The following is a 17,637-nucleotide window of genomic DNA, read 5'->3' on the forward strand; positions in this document are numbered from 1 at the left end:
GTGGAGTACGCGACAGCGCACGCTCGCAATGAACGGGGGCTGCCGCAACCTGGCACAATTGCCAAGGGTTCGCGGCTTTTTTATTTCGCCTGCAGCATCATTTTCGTAGCCTTCAACCTCCGCACTGCGTACCCAAGCCTCGGCGCTGTGCTTGCCGATATATCCAGCGACCTAGGCCTGACGCCTGCCGCCACCAGTGCAATTTCCACCCTGCCTGTATTTTGCCTGGGGTTGTTCGCGCCCGTGGCGCCCTGGCTTGCCCGCAAAATAGGCACAGAGCGCACGATCTTGGTATTGATGGCGGCGTTGTCCACAGGGCTATTGATACGTGGCGCCGGGAACGTCAGCGGCCTGGTGGTCGGTTCGATCGTCATTGGCAGCGCCATCGCCATCATCAACGTATTGCTCCCTGGGCTTATCAAACGCGACTTCGCCAAGATCACCGGGCTGATGGCCGGCCTCTACTCCATGGCGCTGTTGAGCGGTGCGGCGACTGCCGCAGGGTTCACCCTGGCGCTGCAAAGCACCTTGGGCGGTGGCTGGACGACGGCGTTGGCGCTGTGGTCAGTGCCGGCAGCGGCAGCCTGTGCCTGCTGGCTTTTCCAACTGCCCAAGGGCAGTGCGCTGGCACCCAAGGCTGCGCCGCGCGTACGAGGGGTGTGGCGCTGCGCGCTAGCCTGGCAACTCACGCTGTTCATGGTGCTGCAATCGATGTATTCGTTTACCGTGTTCGGCTGGCTCGCCCCGTTTCTGAATGGACGGGGGATGACGCCGCTGGAGTCCAGCGTCATCGTCTCCAGTTCAATCCTGCTACAAATGGTCGCTTGTCTGCTCGGGCCGCTGATAGCCACACGCTTGCCGAGTCAATCCTGGTTCAATGTGGTTGTTGTGGTGCTCACCACGGTCGGTTTTCTCGGCTGCCTGTCCGCGCCGCTCGACACGGTATGGCTGTGGGGCGGGGTACAAGGCATCGGGCAAGGTGCCTTGACTTCCATTGCCATCACCATGATTGTGCTGCGCTCGGCAAACGCACAGGTTGCGGCAGAACTTTCGAGTATGGTGCAAGGCGTCGGCTACGGCCTGGGCGCACTCGGGCCGTTGCTGGTCGGGGTGCTTTATACGCCGGTCATTGGCTATGCGCACGTTGAGATATTTCTTAGCGGGGTAGGCGTAGCGATGCTGTATTTCGGATATACCTCAGGCCGACGCCGACTCGTGGCAGCCCGCTATTAGCGCTATCCTTCAGCTGACACCTAGTCACCGGAGCGCTAGGAACATGAAGAAAAGACTACCCTGCGCTTGTGGTGCTGTGGCGCGAAGTTAACCTTGCACTTGGCTGATTGGTAGTCGTTGAGGTCGCAATAGCTGTTGTGGATTTCATTTCTGCTTTCCAGAATCCATCTGTTTCTTGTACCGCCAGTCTTTAGGTATGAAATGCAGTTCTATCTACAATCAAATAGAAAGCAAGGAGGCCTTGCTGTGCGAGTCCTTCGAGGAACTCTGCAAAGGACTGCGCCAGCATGCACGGCTTTGTGTCTACAGGCCATCGAGATCCAACCAAGCATTCAGGAATACGTTCATATTGATAGTTAGCTAGGTAATTGTTAGGGTGAGGTCGTCCTTTTTCTGTTCAGCCTATTGATCTATCTACGCGAAAAACCATCAAGGCTTCCACTATATCAGCTAGCAAATTGTTCCGACCCTCTACCTCGATCAGTGCATTGTGCCTGGCAATGATGTCGTTTGCCTGCCACGCATCCCCCCAAGCGAACCCTCTCGAGGAGCAGGCCTTTATCGGCGCTGCCCAGGTCGAGCAGCAGATGATCGAGTGGCGACGGGACATCCACCAGCACCCAGAGCTCGGCGAGCAGGAAACACGCACTGCCAAGCTGGTCGCCGAGCACCTTGAAAAGCTTGGCCTCGAAGTCCATACGGGTATCGGGCGCACGGGAGTGGTCGGAATTCTCGAAGGTGGCAAATCGGGCCCTACCGTCGCCCTGCGCGCGGATATGGATGCCTTGCCGGTCAAGGAGCCTGCGGGCCTGCCATTCGCCTCGACCGCGCGGGGTACCTATCATGGCCAGCAGGTGGATGTGATGCACGCCTGCGGCCACGACACCCATACCGCCATGCTGATGGCAACTGCGCAAATCCTTGCAGGCATGCGTGACAACCTGCCGGGCAAGGTCATGTTCATTTTCCAGCCGGCTGAAGAGGGCTCGAGCCTGGTCAAAGGCGGAGAGGGGCGGCGTTGGGGGGCGCAGTTGATGCTGCAGGAAGGGCTGTTCGACAAGCTCAAGCCTGATGCGGTGTTCGCTGTGCATGTCATGCCTGGGCCTTCAGGGCAATTGAGTTGGCGTTCGGGTGCCACGACCGCCAGCAGTGACGACTTGAACATCAAGGTTATAGGCCAGCAGGGCCATGGCGGCATGCCTTGGAACACTGTCGACCAGGTAGTGGCCTCTGCACAGGTCATCAACGGCCTGCAGACGATGGTAAGCCGCCGCACCAAGCTCACCCAGTCGCCAGCGGTGGTCACTGTGGGCATGATCAAAGGTGGTAGTGCACCGAACATCGTGCCGGAAAGCGTCGACATGGCAGGCACCATTCGTACCTACGATCCGGCGGTACGTGCGCAAGTGGCACACGATGTGAAGCTCACGTCCGAGAAGATAGCCGAAAGCGCCGGTGCTACGGCCAAGGTATCAATCGTGCCGGCCTATGACATGACGATGAACAATGAGCAATTGACCGAGCAGATGGCGCCAGTGCTCAAGCGTGCGGCCTATGGCAAGGTCGCCACCACCCCTCTGGTCGGTGCTTCGGAAGATTTCTCCTTCTTCGCAGGCAAGGTACCCGGCCTCTACTTCTACCTGGGCGTGACACCCGACGGGCAGGACCCGGCCAAGGCAGCACCGAATCACAACCCGAAATTCTTCGTCGATGAAAAAGCGCTGATCGTTGGCGCGCGGGCGATGTCGGCGGCCGCCGTTGATTTTTTGTCTGAGCATGCAACTCAGCAGTAATTCAGGATGTAGCGCCGGTCATGCGGCGCTTGCCAATATGCAAAGCAGTGCGATATCAACTGATATGCAGTGTTTTTGCAGTGACAAAAGATACCCTGCGTTTAGTATCCCGTCATCCCGAAGATCTGGAAGGGCAGTGCTCTCCTACTGAGAAAGGTCTTTTGAGCGGTTATGCCATTTTATTAGCTGCTGATGTACTGCAGCTCTGGCGAACTCAATGTCACTACTGCTAATGGCCTGATAAATTGCTTGATATTCGATAATATGCTGTTGCGTCTCGATCGTCGTCGAAGCATGTTGAGTGTTGAAGCTGGATATAGCATCGAGCAAGTACCTGTTGCCACTCGCTACTCCCATTGCTTCACGAAAATTCAGGTCGGAACGTTCGAACTCAGTTGAAATCTGCGCCCCCAAGAGGTCGTCGAGCTTGCGCGCCATACGTTCTAAGTCCCGTACGCTGCGGCGTTGTGCGGCGAGTGCAGCCGCAGCCATCTCGATCACCAGTCGATATTCGAAGGCGGCCAATTCATCAATTTCGAACATGATAGTCCACGTGTTGTTTGCGTACACGCGGAGGATAACTGAGCCCATGCCCACCTGCGTCCGGAGCAATTACAAAGCAGTTATCTATTTTTCAATACTCAAGCGATCAGCAATTTATAGATAACTGTATTGGGTCCTCTCGCATAGCTCGTCAGTGCCGCCCTTCATAGACTTGGCACAACGGTTCTGGAGGACCCTATGGACGCAGTACAAAATCTCGACAACCTGGTGGCAAACGTGTCCACCGTATTCCTGACCGACGCCGATGTCTCCCGTCTGGCCACCTGGCCGAAGGTCATCGCCGCCCTTGCCGATGCCTACTCGCGGCCGTTCCTGCCGGCCATGGTGCCACCACGCATTATGGCGCGAGGCGAGGGCTTCTGGCTGCGAAGCCTGCCGACTTTCGCAGAGATAACGGTAAAGCCATTCGCAGCGTCGGCCGACAGTTCGTCGTGCTTTGCCGCAACCTCAATCTCTTCTCCCAATCGTTCATCGCCATCGACGGCAGCAAATTCAAAGCCGTGAATAACCGCGACCGCAATTTCACTCAAGGCAAGGTGAAGGCGCGCATGCAGCAGATCGAGCAGAGCATCGACCGCTATCTAGCGGCAATGGATTCAGCCGATCGGGCAGCGCCGGAAGTGGCCGAGGCCAAGACTGAGCGATTGAAAGACAAAGTCGAAAAGCTGAAACAGCAGATGCAAAAACTGAAGGACATTGAGGCGCAGCTTCACGCCAGTCCCGATCAGCAAATCTCTCTTACCGATCCAGATGCCCGCTCAATGGCCACAAGCGGCCGAGGCTCCGGCACAGTTGGGTACAACGTACAAACAGCAGTCGACGACAAGCACCATCTGATCATTGCCCATGAGGTGACCAACGTTGGTAATGATCGCGGGCAACTGAGCAATATGGCTAACCAGGCACGTGAAGAAATCGGTGCTGAGGCGCTGACAGTGGTCGCTGATCGAAGCTATTACAAAGGCCCGGAAGTCCTTGCTTGCGAGCAGGCGGGTATCACCACCTTTGTACCGAAACCCCTGACATCGAGCAGCAAAGCGGAAGGCCGATTCGGCAAGCAGGACTTCACCTACATGGCTGCATCGGACGAATATCGATGCCCTGCGGGCCAGTTGCTGACGCGCCGGCATTCCTCGATGGAGGACGGCATGTTACTGCACTGCTATTGGTTTTCAGGATGCCAGAGCTGCTCCATGCAGAAGCAGTGTACGACCGGTAAAGAGCGGCGACTCAAGCGCTGGGAGCATGAAGAAGTAGTCGAGAGAGTGCAAATCCGATTGGAGCAAGATCCAGGGAAGATGAAGGTTCGCCGGCAGACGGTGGAGCATCCCTTTGGCACGCTCAAATTCTGGATGGGAAGTACCCACTTCCTGACCAGAACCCTGCCGAGGGTAAGCACTGAGATGAGCCTTCACGTGCTCGCCTACAACCTCAAACGGATGATGAGCATCTTCGGCATCGCAGGGCTACTTGAGGCAATCAGGGCGTAAACCCCGCCGCTTGCTGGCCCGCAAACAGCTATATGGGCCGCTGACGCGGCCCATATAGCACTACAAATGTCTACTTCGCTGGGTAGGGCTATTCACGCTCTCGCCTGCTAATTCCACAGGCAATCCGCGCGACTCTCAGTTTTCGACGTGTTTACTGCGTTTTCACACAGCCTGGGTCGATAGCGGACGTTCATGAGTTACCTGCAATCTCCAGATTCTAGCGCGGGAGCGCCGAAAGGTACTCCAGATTGCGTTGGGGGTGGGGCAGTTGCGTAGGGAAGCTTGGTGGCGCACAAAGATGCCAATGATGTCTGCCTGAGTTCGAGACTGTCTTTCATCCTTTAATTCAGTTCAGCCAGCACCTTGCCTTGGTCAGGTTGCTTTGCAACCTGACAGTGCATAGCGAGCCCATTCCTCCATAAGCTGTTTTCGTTTTTCGAGCAGATCGCCTCGTCGATACGCTGCTTCAGTCGCATTACTGATTTTATGCGCCAAGGCCATTTCAGGGACGATATTGGCGAAGTTAGTTGTCTCGGCAGCCCAGTCTCTGAAGCTTGATCGGAAACCATGCATGGTGATGACTTCACCCGCTTCGTTGCGCCAGCCTGGTCCGTCGTTGGCTAAGGACTTCTCATCCATACCGCGTATTTTTTGTAGCATTGCCATGTTCGAGAGCGGTCGACCAATGCTCCGCCCCGGGAAAAGCAACCCACTTTTGCTTTCCGCCTTCAGGCACCTGAGCGTATGCAGGGCGGCTTTAGATAACGGTACTCGATGCTGGCGCCCGGCTTTCATCCGGGAAGCCGGAATAGTCCAAATTTCTTCGTCCAGATCAACCTCTTCCCAATACCCACCTATCACTTCGCTTGTGCGCAAAGCGCACAGCACGGTTAACTTCACCGCAGTTGAACTAAGGTCCCAGGATTGCTCTAGTTCTGCCATGAAGGCTGGTAATTGCTCCCAAGGTAGAGCGGGATGATTACCACGGTCTGCCAGCCTTCTTCTAGGCAGAAGCTTGTCCAAGTGACCTCGCCAGCGAGCGGAGTTTTCACCCGTGCGCAGCCGGCGTGCTTTGGCAGCATCGAGAACAAGTTCTAGCCGGTTTCTGACCCTGGCCGCTGTCTCAGGCTTAGCGGTCCATATCGGATTCAGAATCTTCAGGATATCGTCTGTTTCAACTTCGTCGACTGGCTTTTCTCCGATAAAGGGAAATGCATACGTGGTAAGAGTGTTGACCCATTGTTGCGCGTGTTTTGCGTTTTTCCAGCCAGCTCTATGGGCTTCGATGTAGTCCACGGCACAAGCGCGGAAGGTGTTTTCAAGGTTCAGATCCCGAGCAATCCGAGCAGCTTCAGCTTGCTGGAGTGCATCAGCCTTATGTGTCAAAGGGTCGATACCCTCCCGAATCAATGCTCTGTGAGTGTCGGCGCGGGAGCGCGCCTCCTTCAACCCATAGTGAGGGTAGGGGCCCAAGCCGATTTCCTTGCGCTTGCCTGCAAGCTGGTAGCGCAGCACCCACGCTTTTCCAGACTTTCGAATGACAAGGCGCAGGCCATCGCCATCATCGTACTTGCCATAGTCCTTGAGGTTTTCTATCAATTTCGCGGTGAGCTTGGGCATGGTGGTGACCTCCGATCTCTGAATCTGGTCCCCCAGTTGGTCCCCCACTCACAGCCTGGAAACAGACGGAACTGGGCGGAAGCTAGAAGACTGTGGCAACATTTAGGTTACCCGCAATATACCGTTCTAGAGCGGCCGGGCGTCGGGTTTTGGATGCCGGTGGTCGGGAGTGGAAACACACTTCGAATGACTACGCTGCATTCGAACTGATTTTCATAAGATATTGATTTTTATCAGTAAAAATTTTGACTTTTGGAGCTGTGCTGTTGAGTTCGAATCCCGCATACTCCGCCAAATTCGTTTGGCGTGTTACGGGAAGAAAGACGACTGGGGCCGTTACCGTTGGGCTTCAATTCAGGGGGCGGCGATTAATCTGCAAGCGCTAGCTTTGTATTGTTCCGAAGCTGATCTAAGTAATTCGCCCACAGTTGCGCGGCTTCCCGGCGCTGACTCAAGAGCTGAGCGCGTGCGTAAACTGCTCCCAGCGCACCTGGCATCCGGTGCGATAGCGACAGCTCCAGTACAATTGGATCGATGCCCAAATGCTCATGAGCGATCGTGCGGTAGGTAGCCCGAAAGCCGTGAGCGGTGATTGCGTACTCAGGCCAGACTTTTTGCAGCGACTTGAGGATGGACGTCGCATCGATTGACCGGCCTGGATAGACAGGCGATCCGAACACCCAGCCGTGACCGGCATCATCAACCAACCGATCTTTGTGCAGCTCGCGCAGTAGGACTAGCGCTTGCTCTGGGAGCGGCACGATATGCTTGCTCTTGTCCAGATGTTTGGTCTTGCTGACCACATATCGCCAATCGGCGCCGATCATATCGACATCCTCCCAGCGCATCTTCACAAGTTCGCCCGGCCGAACCGGCAACAGCACCAGTAGGCGCATCGCATAGGCCACGCTCCCAAGGTTCAGATCATCCAGGCGCAGCAGAAACTTGCCCAGATCAGCAGGCCGCTCAATGGCCGGGTTGCTGGTCACCACGTGGCGGATCTTGAGTTCCTCAGTGTTGCTCAGGGCCACATTTCGCTCGACCCAGCCACGTCCTTCGGCAAAGCCGAGGATGGAGCGAATGATCGTCCGCACGCGCCTCGCCATCGCCATGATTCGCTTGTATCGCAACTCGGTAATGATCGCGGTGATGTGCTCGAGTTTGATTTCGCTGACGGGCCGCTCGCCGATAGCGGGTAAAATGTGGTTCTGCAGTGCGCCGCGAAATCCTGCGACGGATTTGCTGACTAGGTCGGCGGATTTGAACTTCATCCACTCCTCAGCGACGTAGGCGAACGTACGTGACTCATTTAGCCATTGCGCCTCAATCTTGGCTTTTTTGGCTTTGAGTGGGTCGATGTGATTGGCCACGCTATTGCGCGCTGCCCGGGCGAGCTCGCGGGCTTCTTTCAAGCCCACATCCGGATACCTGCCGATCACGAACACGTTTTCCTTGCCGCGAAGACGGTACTTCAGTCGCCAGTGCCGGGAGGGAGATTTGCCAGGCTTGAGCGAGGCACGCACTTGTAGATAGAGACCCGGCACGTCGCCATCGGCGTACTTGCCTGATGTGGTCAACGACCGAATGAATGCATCGCTGAGTTTCTGGCGGAAGGGTGGCGGTTTTTCGGGGGACATGATGTGGGGGTATCTTTTTCAGTTTGGGCTTGGTGTCCCCCAAAGATACCCCCAGTCAAGCTGGAATTGAGTGGATTCCGATGGACGGAAACGGACGATGATTTGCTCTAAGTCTATGCTTTTGAAGCATTATTGGATCTCAGTGGAACTCGGTCAGAGGCTATCGGGGTCCCCAAAGAACATCTGAATTCGCGACCGCAACCACCGCTCCGCCGGGTCGTTGTCTTGCGCCCCGCGCCAGGCCATGTGCAGTTCGAAACTGCGCACCGATATTGGCAGGTCCTCGGCCCGCAATCCGCCCGCCGCGGTCAGCACATCGGCCGTATAGTCCGGCACAGTGGCCACGATGTCTGTCCCCGCCAGCAAACTCCCCAGCCCGTTGAACTGCGGCACCGCCAGCACCACGTGGCGCTTGCGGCCAATCTCTTCCAGGGCTTCGTCGATGAACCCGGACAGGTCACCGGCAAAGGACACCAGCGCATGCGGCCGCGCGCAGAAGTCGTCCAGGGTGATGCTGCCGGGCACACTGTCGGCACGCAGCAGCTTCGGCATGCTGCGGCGCAGTACCTTGCGCTTGGCGTTGGCCGGTAGTTCGCTGGTGTAGCTGACCCCCACCGAAATCTCGCCCGAGGCCAGCAACGTCGGCATCAGCAGGTAGTTGACCCGCCGCACCACCAGCACGATGCCCGGCGCTTCGGCGCGGATGCGCTTGAGCAGCTGTGGTAGCAGGGCGAACTCGGCATCGTCCGACAGGCCGATGCGGAACACTGCGTTGCTGGTGGCGGGGTCGAACTCGGCAGCGCGGCTGACTGCAGTGGAAATCGAATCCAGCGCCGGGGACAGCAGGGCGAATATCTCGTGGGCCCGCGCCGAGGGTTCCATGCTGCGGCCGGTGCGCACAAACAGCGGGTCGTCGAACAGGTTGCGCAGGCGCGACAAGGCCGCGCTGATGGCCGGCTGGCCGAGGAACAGTTTTTCCGCAGCGCGGGTCACGCTGCGCTCATGCATCAGCGTTTCGAACACGATCAGCAGGTTGAGGTCTACGCGACGCAGGTCGTTTCGATTCATCGGTGCGCTTCGCCTAAAGTGGGGCAGGGGTGAATCTTACGGCCAAAGGCTGTTACCCTGCACGGGTTTAGGGGGACCCATTGCAGGGAAAGTCAGGTGCCCAATCGATGACAAGCATGTCGACTATTAATGACCACTGATGGTCTAACCGTCAAAGCCCGGATAAAGTCAGTGGTAATTAGAGGTTCACAAAGGCGAGGTATGCGATGTCCCGCATGATCCGTTTCCACAAGTTCGGCGCTGCCGATGTGCTCCGTTGCGAGGAGCAGGCCGAACCGTCACCCGCTGCCGACGAGGTACAGATCCGCGTCCAGGCGATTGGCGTCAGCTGGTATGACGTGCTCTGGCGCCAGAACCTGGCGCCGTCCCAGGCACGCCTGCCGGCGGGCATCGGCCACGAAATGGCCGGGGTGGTGACTGCGGTCGGTGAAGGGGTCGAGGACATTGCGGTGGGCGACCGGGTCGCCAGCTTCCCGGCCACCAGTGCCAACGATCACCCCGTGTATGGCGATGTCATCGTGCTGCCGCGTACGGCCATTACCCGTTACCCGGATGTGCTCACGCCGATCGAGGCGAGCGTGCACTACACGCCGTTGCTGATCGCCTATTTCGCCTACGTTGACCTGGCCCGGGCCAAGGCCGGGCAGACCGCGCTGGTAACCGATGCCAGCCATTGTGCCGGCCCCGCTTTCGTCCAGTTGGGCAAGGCCCTGGGGCTGAAGGTGTTTGCTGCTACCAAAGAAGCGGAGCAGCGGGATTACCTGTTGGGCCTGGGGGCCGACAAGGTGATTGTCACTGAGGAACAGGACTTGTTGCTGCAGGTTGGCAAGTACACCGATGGCCGCGGCGTGGACATGGTCCTGGATGGTATGGGCGGGCCGCAGATGTCGCTGCTGGGCGATGTGCTGGCGCCACGTGGCAGCCTGGTCCTGTATGGCCTGCAAGGCGGTAACCAGACGCCGTTCCCGGCCTGTGCAGCCTTCCAGAAGAACATCCAGTTCTACGTGCATTGCATCGGTAACTTCACCGGCAAGCCGGAGCTTGGCATCAGCCAGGACCAGGTCGCGCTGCAGCGTGCCTTGCGCGATATCAACCAGTTCACCGCCGACCAGTTGCTGACACCGCAAATCATCAAGGTGTATCCGTTCGAGCAGGTGGTGGAGGCGCATCGTTACATGGACCAATGCCCTTGTGGTGGGCGGGTGGTACTGGACATGGCGCAACACTGACAGCTGTTTGCATTGCTGATGAACCCGGGCTGAGTCCCGGGTTTTTTGTGCGCGAAACAGAATGATTTAAATGCCAACTATAAGAATATTCCTACATTAAAATCAGTCGCGGACTACATATAAGGCGATGGCCTGGCGTTTTGTGGAAATATTCCGCCAACAATTCGGTCTTGAACGATTTCGGCTCGGCGTTCAGTGTATATCCGCCGTCGTGCTGAATGGTTTTTTTACCCCGATCTGTATCTTATATTCGCTCTGCATCCCCCGATAATGGCACGATGATAGTTTGCGCAAGGAGCGTGGAATGAGCATGGCTATGCCTGAGGATGAGCTGTGTTTGGTAGCGGCGGGCTGTCGCGGTGGCGAGTATTTTTCGATGGTCTGGCGACAGTGATGCGTTACGTAATTACTTCAATTTGATTGTAGGAAATTTCTTCCGGGTAAGCGCAGGGCGTGTTGAATCTTGAATACAGGATTCGGCACGCGTTGGCTGCATGAAGTTGATGAGGTGATTTCGTGACGGCTATTCACGATCAGGCAATGCATTATATCTACCAACAAGTGCTCGAGCGTTTGTTGAGCCAAATGTCACAGGCGCAACGCGCGTCCCTTCAATTGCTGATACAACGTTTGCTGGTCGCTGCAGGTGGGCCAGAGTATATCGGTACGTTCCGCGTGCTGGTACTGCAAGGTTGCGATCGCCACAGTGCCAGGTTGCTGGCCATGCTGCGTGCGGCACAACTGAGCATTGCCCTGCGTGCGCCGGTAACCTTTCAGTTGCGGGTACTCGTGGTCAGCCTGCCGGTGGCTGCCAGCGATACGTTGGAATTCCACGAGGGCAGTTTCAGTGCCCTGTTCATGCAGGATGACCCGCGGGTTCAGTTACAGATGATCGAAGGGCGCGAAGTGGTGCCCTTCAGCCGTCGGTCTTCGGCAGCGCCCGACCGCTGGCTGCTGGCGAGAAACGCCCTGCTGATGTTCGGGCACATGGTCGATGCCAGGCCCGAAGCCCTGCTGGGTAGCCGGCTGCACCTGGAGCTGGCGGATGCCGCGTGTTCTGCGCTGCAGGCCGCGACACCGGCCGATGTCTTGATCACTGCCATTCCCGTACGCCAGCGGCGCCGCTACCTGGCGTGGGCCCGGCGTAGTCTGCGCCTGGCAGGGGAGCGCGGCCCCCATGTGTTGCATCACTGCCTGGCGGCGCTGGCCCACGGGCTGAGCCGGTTGCACGGCGCAGCCGATGCCTCGCCGGGCAGCCTGGCGAAGCCCACACAGGGCGATGCCGCGCAGGAGGCATCGTTGCGGCTACTTGCCATAGATGACCTGCTGCCGCATCTGCTTGAAGGGCAGCAACTGGATGCCATGTTGGGTGCTGGTCTCGAAAAGGCCGATGATGCCTGGCCATTGGCGGCGTTCGTCGATCCGTACGCCCGGGCCCAGTTGCACCAACTGCGCGCCCGCAGCCTGGAGCTGCAGGCCGCTCGCCCGGCGCTTTCGCTGGCGAACCCGTCGGGTGATAGCAAGACTCGCGATGGGCACACCCTGGCGCTGGGCAAAGCCTACGGTATCAACCAGACTCAACTGGTGTGCCTGCTGTTCAGTCCCTTCGCCAGGCAGGGAAAGAAGCTCGAGCATTTTCTGCAGTGCCGGCATGCAGACATGCTGGTAGCGCTGCCGTACCTGCACCGGGCCCTGCAAGGCAAACCCTGCCCCGATGCGGTGCGGGACTGGCTGGTGAATACCAGTGGCCTGCCGCTGGTGCAGTTACGGGCAATCTATGAGGGGCGCATGCCGCTGACTGCCTGGCGCTTACAGAGCAACCTGGCCCGCCGCGATGTGCACCTCAGGTTGCTGCCACGGCCTTCGTCGGGGCGCCGCCGTAGCCCAGTGGCGTTGCCTTGAAAGGGCCAGCGGTTCCCGGCGAGTTCGCCTATCGCAAGGTGTACCGCTACCTGGAGGCGTTGATCGAGCAGGGCTCAGGCGTTGGCCCCTGCAAGTTACCGTCGTTACGTGCACTGTCCCGACGGTTGCGGGTGTCATTGGCGACTGTGCAGAGTGCCTACAACCTGCTGGAGGAAGAAGGCCGGGTCCAGTGTCTGCCGAGGTCCGGCTACTACGCTCAGGTCGCTGCAAAGGCGCAGGCAGCGCCCATGTACCCGCAGTCTCCCTTGCCGGTACAGCCACTGCTGGAGCGTGCGCTGCTAGGCCACGAGCGGCGCATGGCCCGTCAGCGCGCCAGCAGCGTTGCACCCAGGGAGATGCTCGGCGACTCCCGTCTGCGCAATGCCTTGGCTGAGCGTTATACCCGTTCCTCCAGCCAGTACTGGCGTGCCGAGGACGTTCAATTGGCCCCTGACGTGCAAGCGTTGCTGGAGACGGTGCTCGCAGGGCTTGCCTTGCAGGGCGGGACGGTACTGGTGCAGTCGCCCTGTTGCTGGCAGGTGTTGCGCGCTTTGGCGCGTGCTGGCATGCGGGTGCTGGAAGTGCCTGCGGATAGCCGCGGCAACCCGGACCTGCGTGCCTTGGCCCGGTTGCTGGGCGGCGAGCCGGTGTGCATGCTGGTCATGCCGTCTTGCCTGGGCATGCCACAAGGGCGGCTGGTGTCGCCGCACTATCAGCAGCAGCTTGGTCAGCTACTGGACCAGCATGCTGTCTGGTTGCTGGAAAACGACCTGGACAGTGAGCACTGTTACAGCGGGCCGCCACACACGCGCCTGCGCGACTGGGTCGACCCCCGCTGGCTGTTGGTGCTGGGGGCATTCGAGGCGGCAGTGGGTGCCGAGGCACCTTACGCCTATGTGCTGGGCCATGACGCGGCACTGGCCAAAGCGTTTGCCGAACGGGCATTTCGGCTTGCGCCGCTGCGCCTGCAAGCGCTTGCCCTGATGCTGGGCAAAAGGCAGATCGAGATGCAGCTTGTCCAGCTGCGTACCGACCTGCACAGGCGTACACAGTACCTGGTACGCGCGCTGGAGTTGCAGTTCGGTCAGCGGGTGGCGTTGCAGATGCCCCAGGGCGGACGAATGCTGTGGGTGCGTTTTCGCCAACCGCTGGAGTGGGATTGCATTGTTGCGGCGTTGGCAGGTTCCGCCTTGCATGCACTGCCGGGCTGGCAGTTCAGCCTGCAGGGGCGATACCAGCAGTACCTGGCACTGGTGTGGCTGGGTGACCAGCCGGGTGACCTGCAACAGGCGGTGGAGCGCCTGGCGCAGGCGCTGGAGCCGCGTTGTGGGCGGCCCGCCGGCGTGTCACGCTGACTGCGCATGCTCTTGCCCCTGGCGCAAGCGGGTACTGAGCAACGCTGCCAGCACCAGCAATGCGGCAATGATCCACAAACCGTTGCGGGTGCTGCCGGTGGTCTGCTCGATCAGGCCCATCACCGACGGGCCGACGAAACCACCAAACAGGCCGCAGGTGGTAACGAACGCCAGGCCCGCCGCCAGGGCGCTGCCACTCAGCCTGCTGGACGGGAAGACAAACAGGATCGACTGCACCACGAACAGCATCAGCGCGGTCAGGGAAAACCCGATCAGGCCGATGAACGAGTTGGCCAGCGACGCCAGCAGCAACCCTGTCGCCATGGTCAGCAGGCCGCCAAACAGCAGGGTGCGGCAACGGCGTGGCGAGGTGGCCAGGCGTGGGAAGGTGGCAGCACCGATGGCAGCAGCAACCCATGGCACGGCAGTCAGCAGGCCTATCTGGAAGGGGGATAGCGCAGCGTAAGTGCCGATAATGCCGGGCAGGAAGAAAATCACGGTGTAAATGGTGATCTGGTGCACGAAGTACACCGAGATCGCCAGCCAGATCTGCCGGTCGCGGAACATCTGCCCCAGCTTGCTCTGCTGGGGCGCGGCAGCCCGTTCGGCCGCCAGGCGGCGTTCGATGTCCTGGGCGTCGGCCGCCGACAGCCAGGGCGCCGAGGCTGGGCCATCGGGCAGCTTTTTCCACACCACAACGGCCAGGGCCACGGCGGGCAAGCCTTCGAGTACGAACAGCCACTGCCAGCCATGCCAGCCCAGTACGCCGTCCATTTCCAGCAGGGCACCGCCCAGTGGGCCGCTGAGGATGTTGGCCAGGCACACGCCCAGCAGGAAGTAACCCGTGGCGCGGGCGCGCTGCTCACGGTCAAACCAGTAGGTCAGGTACAGCATCACCCCAGGAAACAGGCCTGCTTCGGCCACCCCTAGCAGCAGGCGCATGATATAGAACGACGTTTCTCCCTGGACGAAGGCCATGCCCGCCGAGAGCAGGCCCCAGGTGATCATGATGCGGGTAATCCAGAAGCGTGCGCCCACCCGGTGCATGATCAGGTTGCTCGGCACTTCGGCCAATGCATAGGTAAGGAAGAACAGGCCCGCCCCCAGGCCATAGGCCGCTGCTGACAGGCCCAGGTCGATGCCCATGCTGGCTTTTGCCAGGGCGATGTTGGTGCGGTCGAGAAAGCTCATCACGTAGACGACGATGAGCAGTGGCATCAATTTGCGTAACAGCAGGCCATTCAGGCGCTGCTCGGTGGTGGCGGCAGGGGCCGAAGCCGCTGCACGGGTGAGGGTTGTCATTGTTTTTTTCCCCGTGAAAAGTGCTGGTGGTGTGCCCGTAGCGGGCACACCAGGCGTGTTGTTCAGGAACGGTTGATATCGAGCCACACCGCGCCGTTGGGGTACTGGTAGCGCTCCAGGGTGTCGGCATGCATTTCGATGCTGTAGCCCGGGCGTTGCGGTGGCATGTAGCGCCCACGGCGGATCACCACCGGGTCGATGAAGTGCTCATGCAGGTGATCGACGTACTCCAGCACCCGATTGTGCAGCGAAGCAGACACTGCGATGTAGTCGAACAGGGCGATGTTCTGCACATATTCGCACAGCCCGACACCGCCGCCGTGCGGGCACACCGGCACGTCGTACTTGGCCGCCATCAGCAGCACGATCAGCACTTCGTTCAGGCCACCCAGTCGGGCGGCATCCAGCTGGCAGAAATCCAGCGCACCGGCCTGGAACATCTGCTTGAACATGACCCGGTTATGGCAATGCTCACCGGTGGCCACACCGATCGGCGCGATGCGCTGGCGAATGGTGGCGTGGCCGAGAATGTCGTCCGGGCTGGTCGGCTCTTCGATCCACAGCGGTTCGAAGGCGGCCAGGCGGCGCATGTTGGCGACTGACTCCTCCACGCCCCACACCTGGTTGGCATCCATCATCAGGGTGCGTTCCCAACCGATTTCGTCGCGCAGGATGCTGGCGCGGCGGATGTCTTCTTCCAGGTCGGCGCCGATCTTCTGCTTGATGTGGGTCCAGCCATCCTCCACGGCCTCACGGGCCAGTTTGCGCATTTTTTCTTCGCTGTAACCCAACCACCCTGGCGCGGTGGTATAGCCGGGGTAGCCTTCGCGCAGCATCTGCGCCTCTCGTTGGGCCTTACCCGGTGCCTGGCGGCGCAGCAGGGCAATGGCTTCCTCGGGGGTGAGCACGTCTGTGACGTAGCTGAAGTCCAGGCAGCCCACCAACTGTTCAGGCGTCATGTCCGCCAGCAGTTTCCATACCGGTTTACCTTCGTGCTTGGCCCACAGGTCCCACACCGCGTTGATGATGGCCGCAGTGGCCAGGTGGATCACACCTTTCTCAGGGCCTAGCCAGCGCAGTTGGCTGTCGCTGACGGTAAAACGGTGCCAGAAACCGCCCATGTCGGCGGTGATTTCTTCGAGGCTGAGGCCGACGATCAGGGGTGCCAGCGACTGCACCGCTGCTGCGCAGATCTCGTTGCCGCGGCCGATGGTGAACGTCAGGCCGTGGCCCTCAAGGGCCTCGGCGTCGGTGTGCAGCACCACGTAGGCTGCCGAATAGTCGGGGGCGCTGTTCATGGCGTCGGAGCCGTCCAGCGACAGCGAGGTCGGAAAACGGATGTCGCGAACGCTCAGGTGGGTAATACGTATGCTCATGGTCGACTCTTGTTCTGCTCAAGCGCTGGGAGACCTGACTGTAGGTTGTCGAGCGATACAGGCATAATCGCCAATTCTTAATCAGCGATACCGGATTCGATATGTCTCGCTTGCCACTCGACCCCATCCAGGCGCCACCCAGCCTCGGCGCCTTGAAGGTCTCCAGCCGCCAGATCACGCTGCTCAATGCCCTGGGCGAGTTCGGCAACCTGCGCCGTGCCGCCGCCGCGATGCACACCACGCAACCGGCGGCGAGCCTGTTGCTGCAGCAGCTTGAGGAGCGCCTTGGCGTGCGTTTGTTCGAGCGCTTGCCGCGGGGCATGCAAGCAACGCTTTATGGCGAGGTGATGATCCGCTATGCGCAGAACGCGTTACATGAGTTCGAGCATGCCCAGGCACAAATCGCCGAACTGGCGCGCGGGGCCTCGGGCCTGGTGCGGGTGGGCAGCGTCATGGGCCCGGTGCCCGGCGTTCTGACCAAGGCGGTACTGGCCTACAAGCGCGACCATCCCAAGGTGCGCATTTCACTGGAAGTGGGCACCAGCGATACCTTGCTGCCGGCGTTGTTGCGCGGCGACTTCGACATGGTGGTAGGCCGCCTGCCAGACCAGAGCGACAGCCAGGACCTGAACATCGAACTGTTTGAAGGCGGTGAGCAGATGCGCGTGATTGCCCGCGCCGGGCACCCTCTGGCGGCGGCGGCCGGGTTGCAATTGGCTGACCTGGTGGCCCTGACCTGGATACTGCATCCTATCGGCAGCCCGATGCGCCGCCGTGTTGAAAGTGCCCTGCAGGCCGGGGGCATGGTGCAGTCACTGGACATTGTTGAAACCGCCTCGATTCTGGCCACCACTGCCATGCTCGAAGCGTCCGAGATGATTGCGGTGGTGCCCAATGACGTAGCCGAGCATTATGCCCGCTATGGCATGGTGGCCATTTTGCCGGTAGAGCTGCCGCTGGCCATGGCCAACCTGGGCGTGCTGACCCTGCGCTCGCGGCCCAACTCGGTTGCCCTGGATACCTTGCTGCGCTACCTGCGGGCGCAATAACCCTGCCTTTTCACCTGCC

General features: G+C 59.7%; 12 protein-coding genes and 1 pseudogene. 7 read left to right on the plus strand and 6 right to left on the minus strand.

Annotated elements, in window-relative coordinates; all coding sequences use genetic code 11:
- Complete coding sequence (locus OZ911_RS12765) at positions 1-1,233, plus strand: CynX/NimT family MFS transporter (protein WP_016488018.1); 1,233 nt, start codon at positions 1-3, stop codon at positions 1,231-1,233.
- Positions 1,234-1,733: 500 nt separating this feature from the next.
- Positions 1,734-3,026, plus strand: coding sequence for an amidohydrolase (locus OZ911_RS12770; RefSeq protein WP_268968671.1), 1,293 nt, complete (start codon positions 1,734-1,736; stop codon positions 3,024-3,026).
- A gap of 144 nt (positions 3,027-3,170) precedes the next feature.
- On the opposite strand, the gene OZ911_RS12775 is transcribed toward OZ911_RS12770, so the two are convergent.
- On the minus strand, positions 3,171-3,569 hold the full coding sequence (locus OZ911_RS12775; RefSeq protein WP_161775543.1) for an FCD domain-containing protein: 399 nt from the start codon (positions 3,567-3,569) through the stop codon (positions 3,171-3,173).
- 395 nt (positions 3,570-3,964) lie between these two features.
- On the opposite strand from OZ911_RS12775, the pseudogene OZ911_RS12780 reads away from it, so the two are divergent.
- Positions 3,965-5,080, plus strand: a pseudogene (locus OZ911_RS12780) (IS1182 family transposase); the annotation flags it as partial.
- Between the two features lie 372 nt (positions 5,081-5,452).
- On the opposite strand, the gene OZ911_RS12785 reads toward OZ911_RS12780, so the two are convergent.
- The 3 genes from OZ911_RS12785 to OZ911_RS12795 all read right to left on the minus strand — a co-directional run bounded on the left by OZ911_RS12785 (position 5,453) and on the right by OZ911_RS12795 (position 9,405).
- Positions 5,453-6,700 carry a tyrosine-type recombinase/integrase gene (locus OZ911_RS12785; protein WP_024717430.1) on the minus strand — a complete coding sequence of 416 codons (1,248 nt, stop codon included), beginning with the start codon at positions 6,698-6,700 and terminating at the stop codon, positions 5,453-5,455.
- 368 nt (positions 6,701-7,068) lie between these two features.
- Positions 7,069-8,337, minus strand: a complete 1,269-nt coding sequence (locus OZ911_RS12790; RefSeq protein WP_054904295.1) for a tyrosine-type recombinase/integrase — start codon at positions 8,335-8,337, stop codon at positions 7,069-7,071.
- Between the two features lie 153 nt (positions 8,338-8,490).
- On the minus strand, positions 8,491-9,405 hold the full coding sequence (locus OZ911_RS12795) for a LysR family transcriptional regulator (protein ID WP_016486424.1): 915 nt from the start codon (positions 9,403-9,405) through the stop codon (positions 8,491-8,493).
- A 206-nt stretch (positions 9,406-9,611) separates the two neighbouring features.
- Here OZ911_RS12795 and OZ911_RS12800 point away from each other — a divergent pair, with 206 nt between their 5' ends.
- The 3 genes from OZ911_RS12800 to OZ911_RS12810 all read left to right on the plus strand — a co-directional run bounded on the left by OZ911_RS12800 (position 9,612) and on the right by OZ911_RS12810 (position 13,891).
- Positions 9,612-10,634 carry a zinc-dependent alcohol dehydrogenase family protein gene (locus tag OZ911_RS12800; RefSeq protein WP_016486425.1) on the plus strand — a complete coding sequence of 341 codons (1,023 nt, stop codon included), beginning with the start codon at positions 9,612-9,614 and terminating at the stop codon, positions 10,632-10,634.
- 516 nt (positions 10,635-11,150) lie between these two features.
- Positions 11,151-12,536, plus strand: coding sequence for a hypothetical protein (locus OZ911_RS12805; protein WP_023047967.1), 1,386 nt, complete (start codon positions 11,151-11,153; stop codon positions 12,534-12,536).
- A complete protein-coding gene (locus OZ911_RS12810) occupies positions 12,533-13,891 on the plus strand; it encodes an aminotransferase class I/II-fold pyridoxal phosphate-dependent enzyme (protein ID WP_016486428.1) in 1,359 nt (452 codons plus the stop codon). The genes OZ911_RS12805 and OZ911_RS12810 overlap by 4 nt, the downstream gene beginning before the upstream one ends.
- Here the strand turns inward: OZ911_RS12810 and OZ911_RS12815 are convergent.
- Positions 13,883-15,193: an MFS transporter gene (locus tag OZ911_RS12815; protein WP_016486429.1), complete on the minus strand. Its 1,311-nt coding sequence runs from the start codon at positions 15,191-15,193 to the stop codon at positions 13,883-13,885. The two genes, OZ911_RS12810 and OZ911_RS12815, sit on opposite strands and share 9 nt — an antisense overlap.
- Before the next feature lie 62 nt (positions 15,194-15,255).
- The gene (locus OZ911_RS12820) at positions 15,256-16,569 is read right to left on the minus strand and encodes an L-fuconate dehydratase (RefSeq protein WP_023047965.1); all 1,314 of its coding nucleotides are present in this window, start codon (positions 16,567-16,569) and stop codon (positions 15,256-15,258) included.
- A gap of 101 nt (positions 16,570-16,670) precedes the next feature.
- On the opposite strand from OZ911_RS12820, the gene OZ911_RS12825 reads away from it, so the two are divergent.
- The gene (locus OZ911_RS12825) at positions 16,671-17,618 is read left to right on the plus strand and encodes a LysR substrate-binding domain-containing protein (RefSeq protein WP_023047964.1); all 948 of its coding nucleotides are present in this window, start codon (positions 16,671-16,673) and stop codon (positions 17,616-17,618) included.
- Positions 17,619-17,637: the final 19 nt, after the last annotated feature.

Origin of the sequence: Pseudomonas fortuita (assembly GCF_026898135.2) — a bacterium.
GTDB classification, from domain to species: Bacteria; Pseudomonadota; Gammaproteobacteria; order Pseudomonadales; family Pseudomonadaceae; genus Aquipseudomonas; species Aquipseudomonas fortuita.

Excerpts from the sequence above, each read along its gene's own strand:
- OZ911_RS12770 (WP_268968671.1), top strand. The coding sequence starts at position 1,734 with ATGATGTCGTTTGCCTGCCACGCATCCCCCCAAGCGAACCCTCTCGAG.
- OZ911_RS12775 (WP_161775543.1), bottom strand. The coding sequence starts at position 3,569 with ATGTTCGAAATTGATGAATTGGCCGCCTTCGAATATCGACTGGTGATC.
- OZ911_RS12785 (WP_024717430.1), bottom strand. The coding sequence starts at position 6,700 with ATGCCCAAGCTCACCGCGAAATTGATAGAAAACCTCAAGGACTATGGC.
- OZ911_RS12790 (WP_054904295.1), bottom strand. The coding sequence starts at position 8,337 with ATGTCCCCCGAAAAACCGCCACCCTTCCGCCAGAAACTCAGCGATGCA.
- OZ911_RS12795 (WP_016486424.1), bottom strand. The coding sequence starts at position 9,405 with ATGAATCGAAACGACCTGCGTCGCGTAGACCTCAACCTGCTGATCGTG.
- OZ911_RS12800 (WP_016486425.1), top strand. The coding sequence starts at position 9,612 with ATGTCCCGCATGATCCGTTTCCACAAGTTCGGCGCTGCCGATGTGCTC.
- OZ911_RS12815 (WP_016486429.1), bottom strand. The coding sequence starts at position 15,193 with ATGACAACCCTCACCCGTGCAGCGGCTTCGGCCCCTGCCGCCACCACC.
- OZ911_RS12820 (WP_023047965.1), bottom strand. The coding sequence starts at position 16,569 with ATGAGCATACGTATTACCCACCTGAGCGTTCGCGACATCCGTTTTCCG.
- OZ911_RS12825 (WP_023047964.1), top strand. The coding sequence starts at position 16,671 with ATGTCTCGCTTGCCACTCGACCCCATCCAGGCGCCACCCAGCCTCGGC.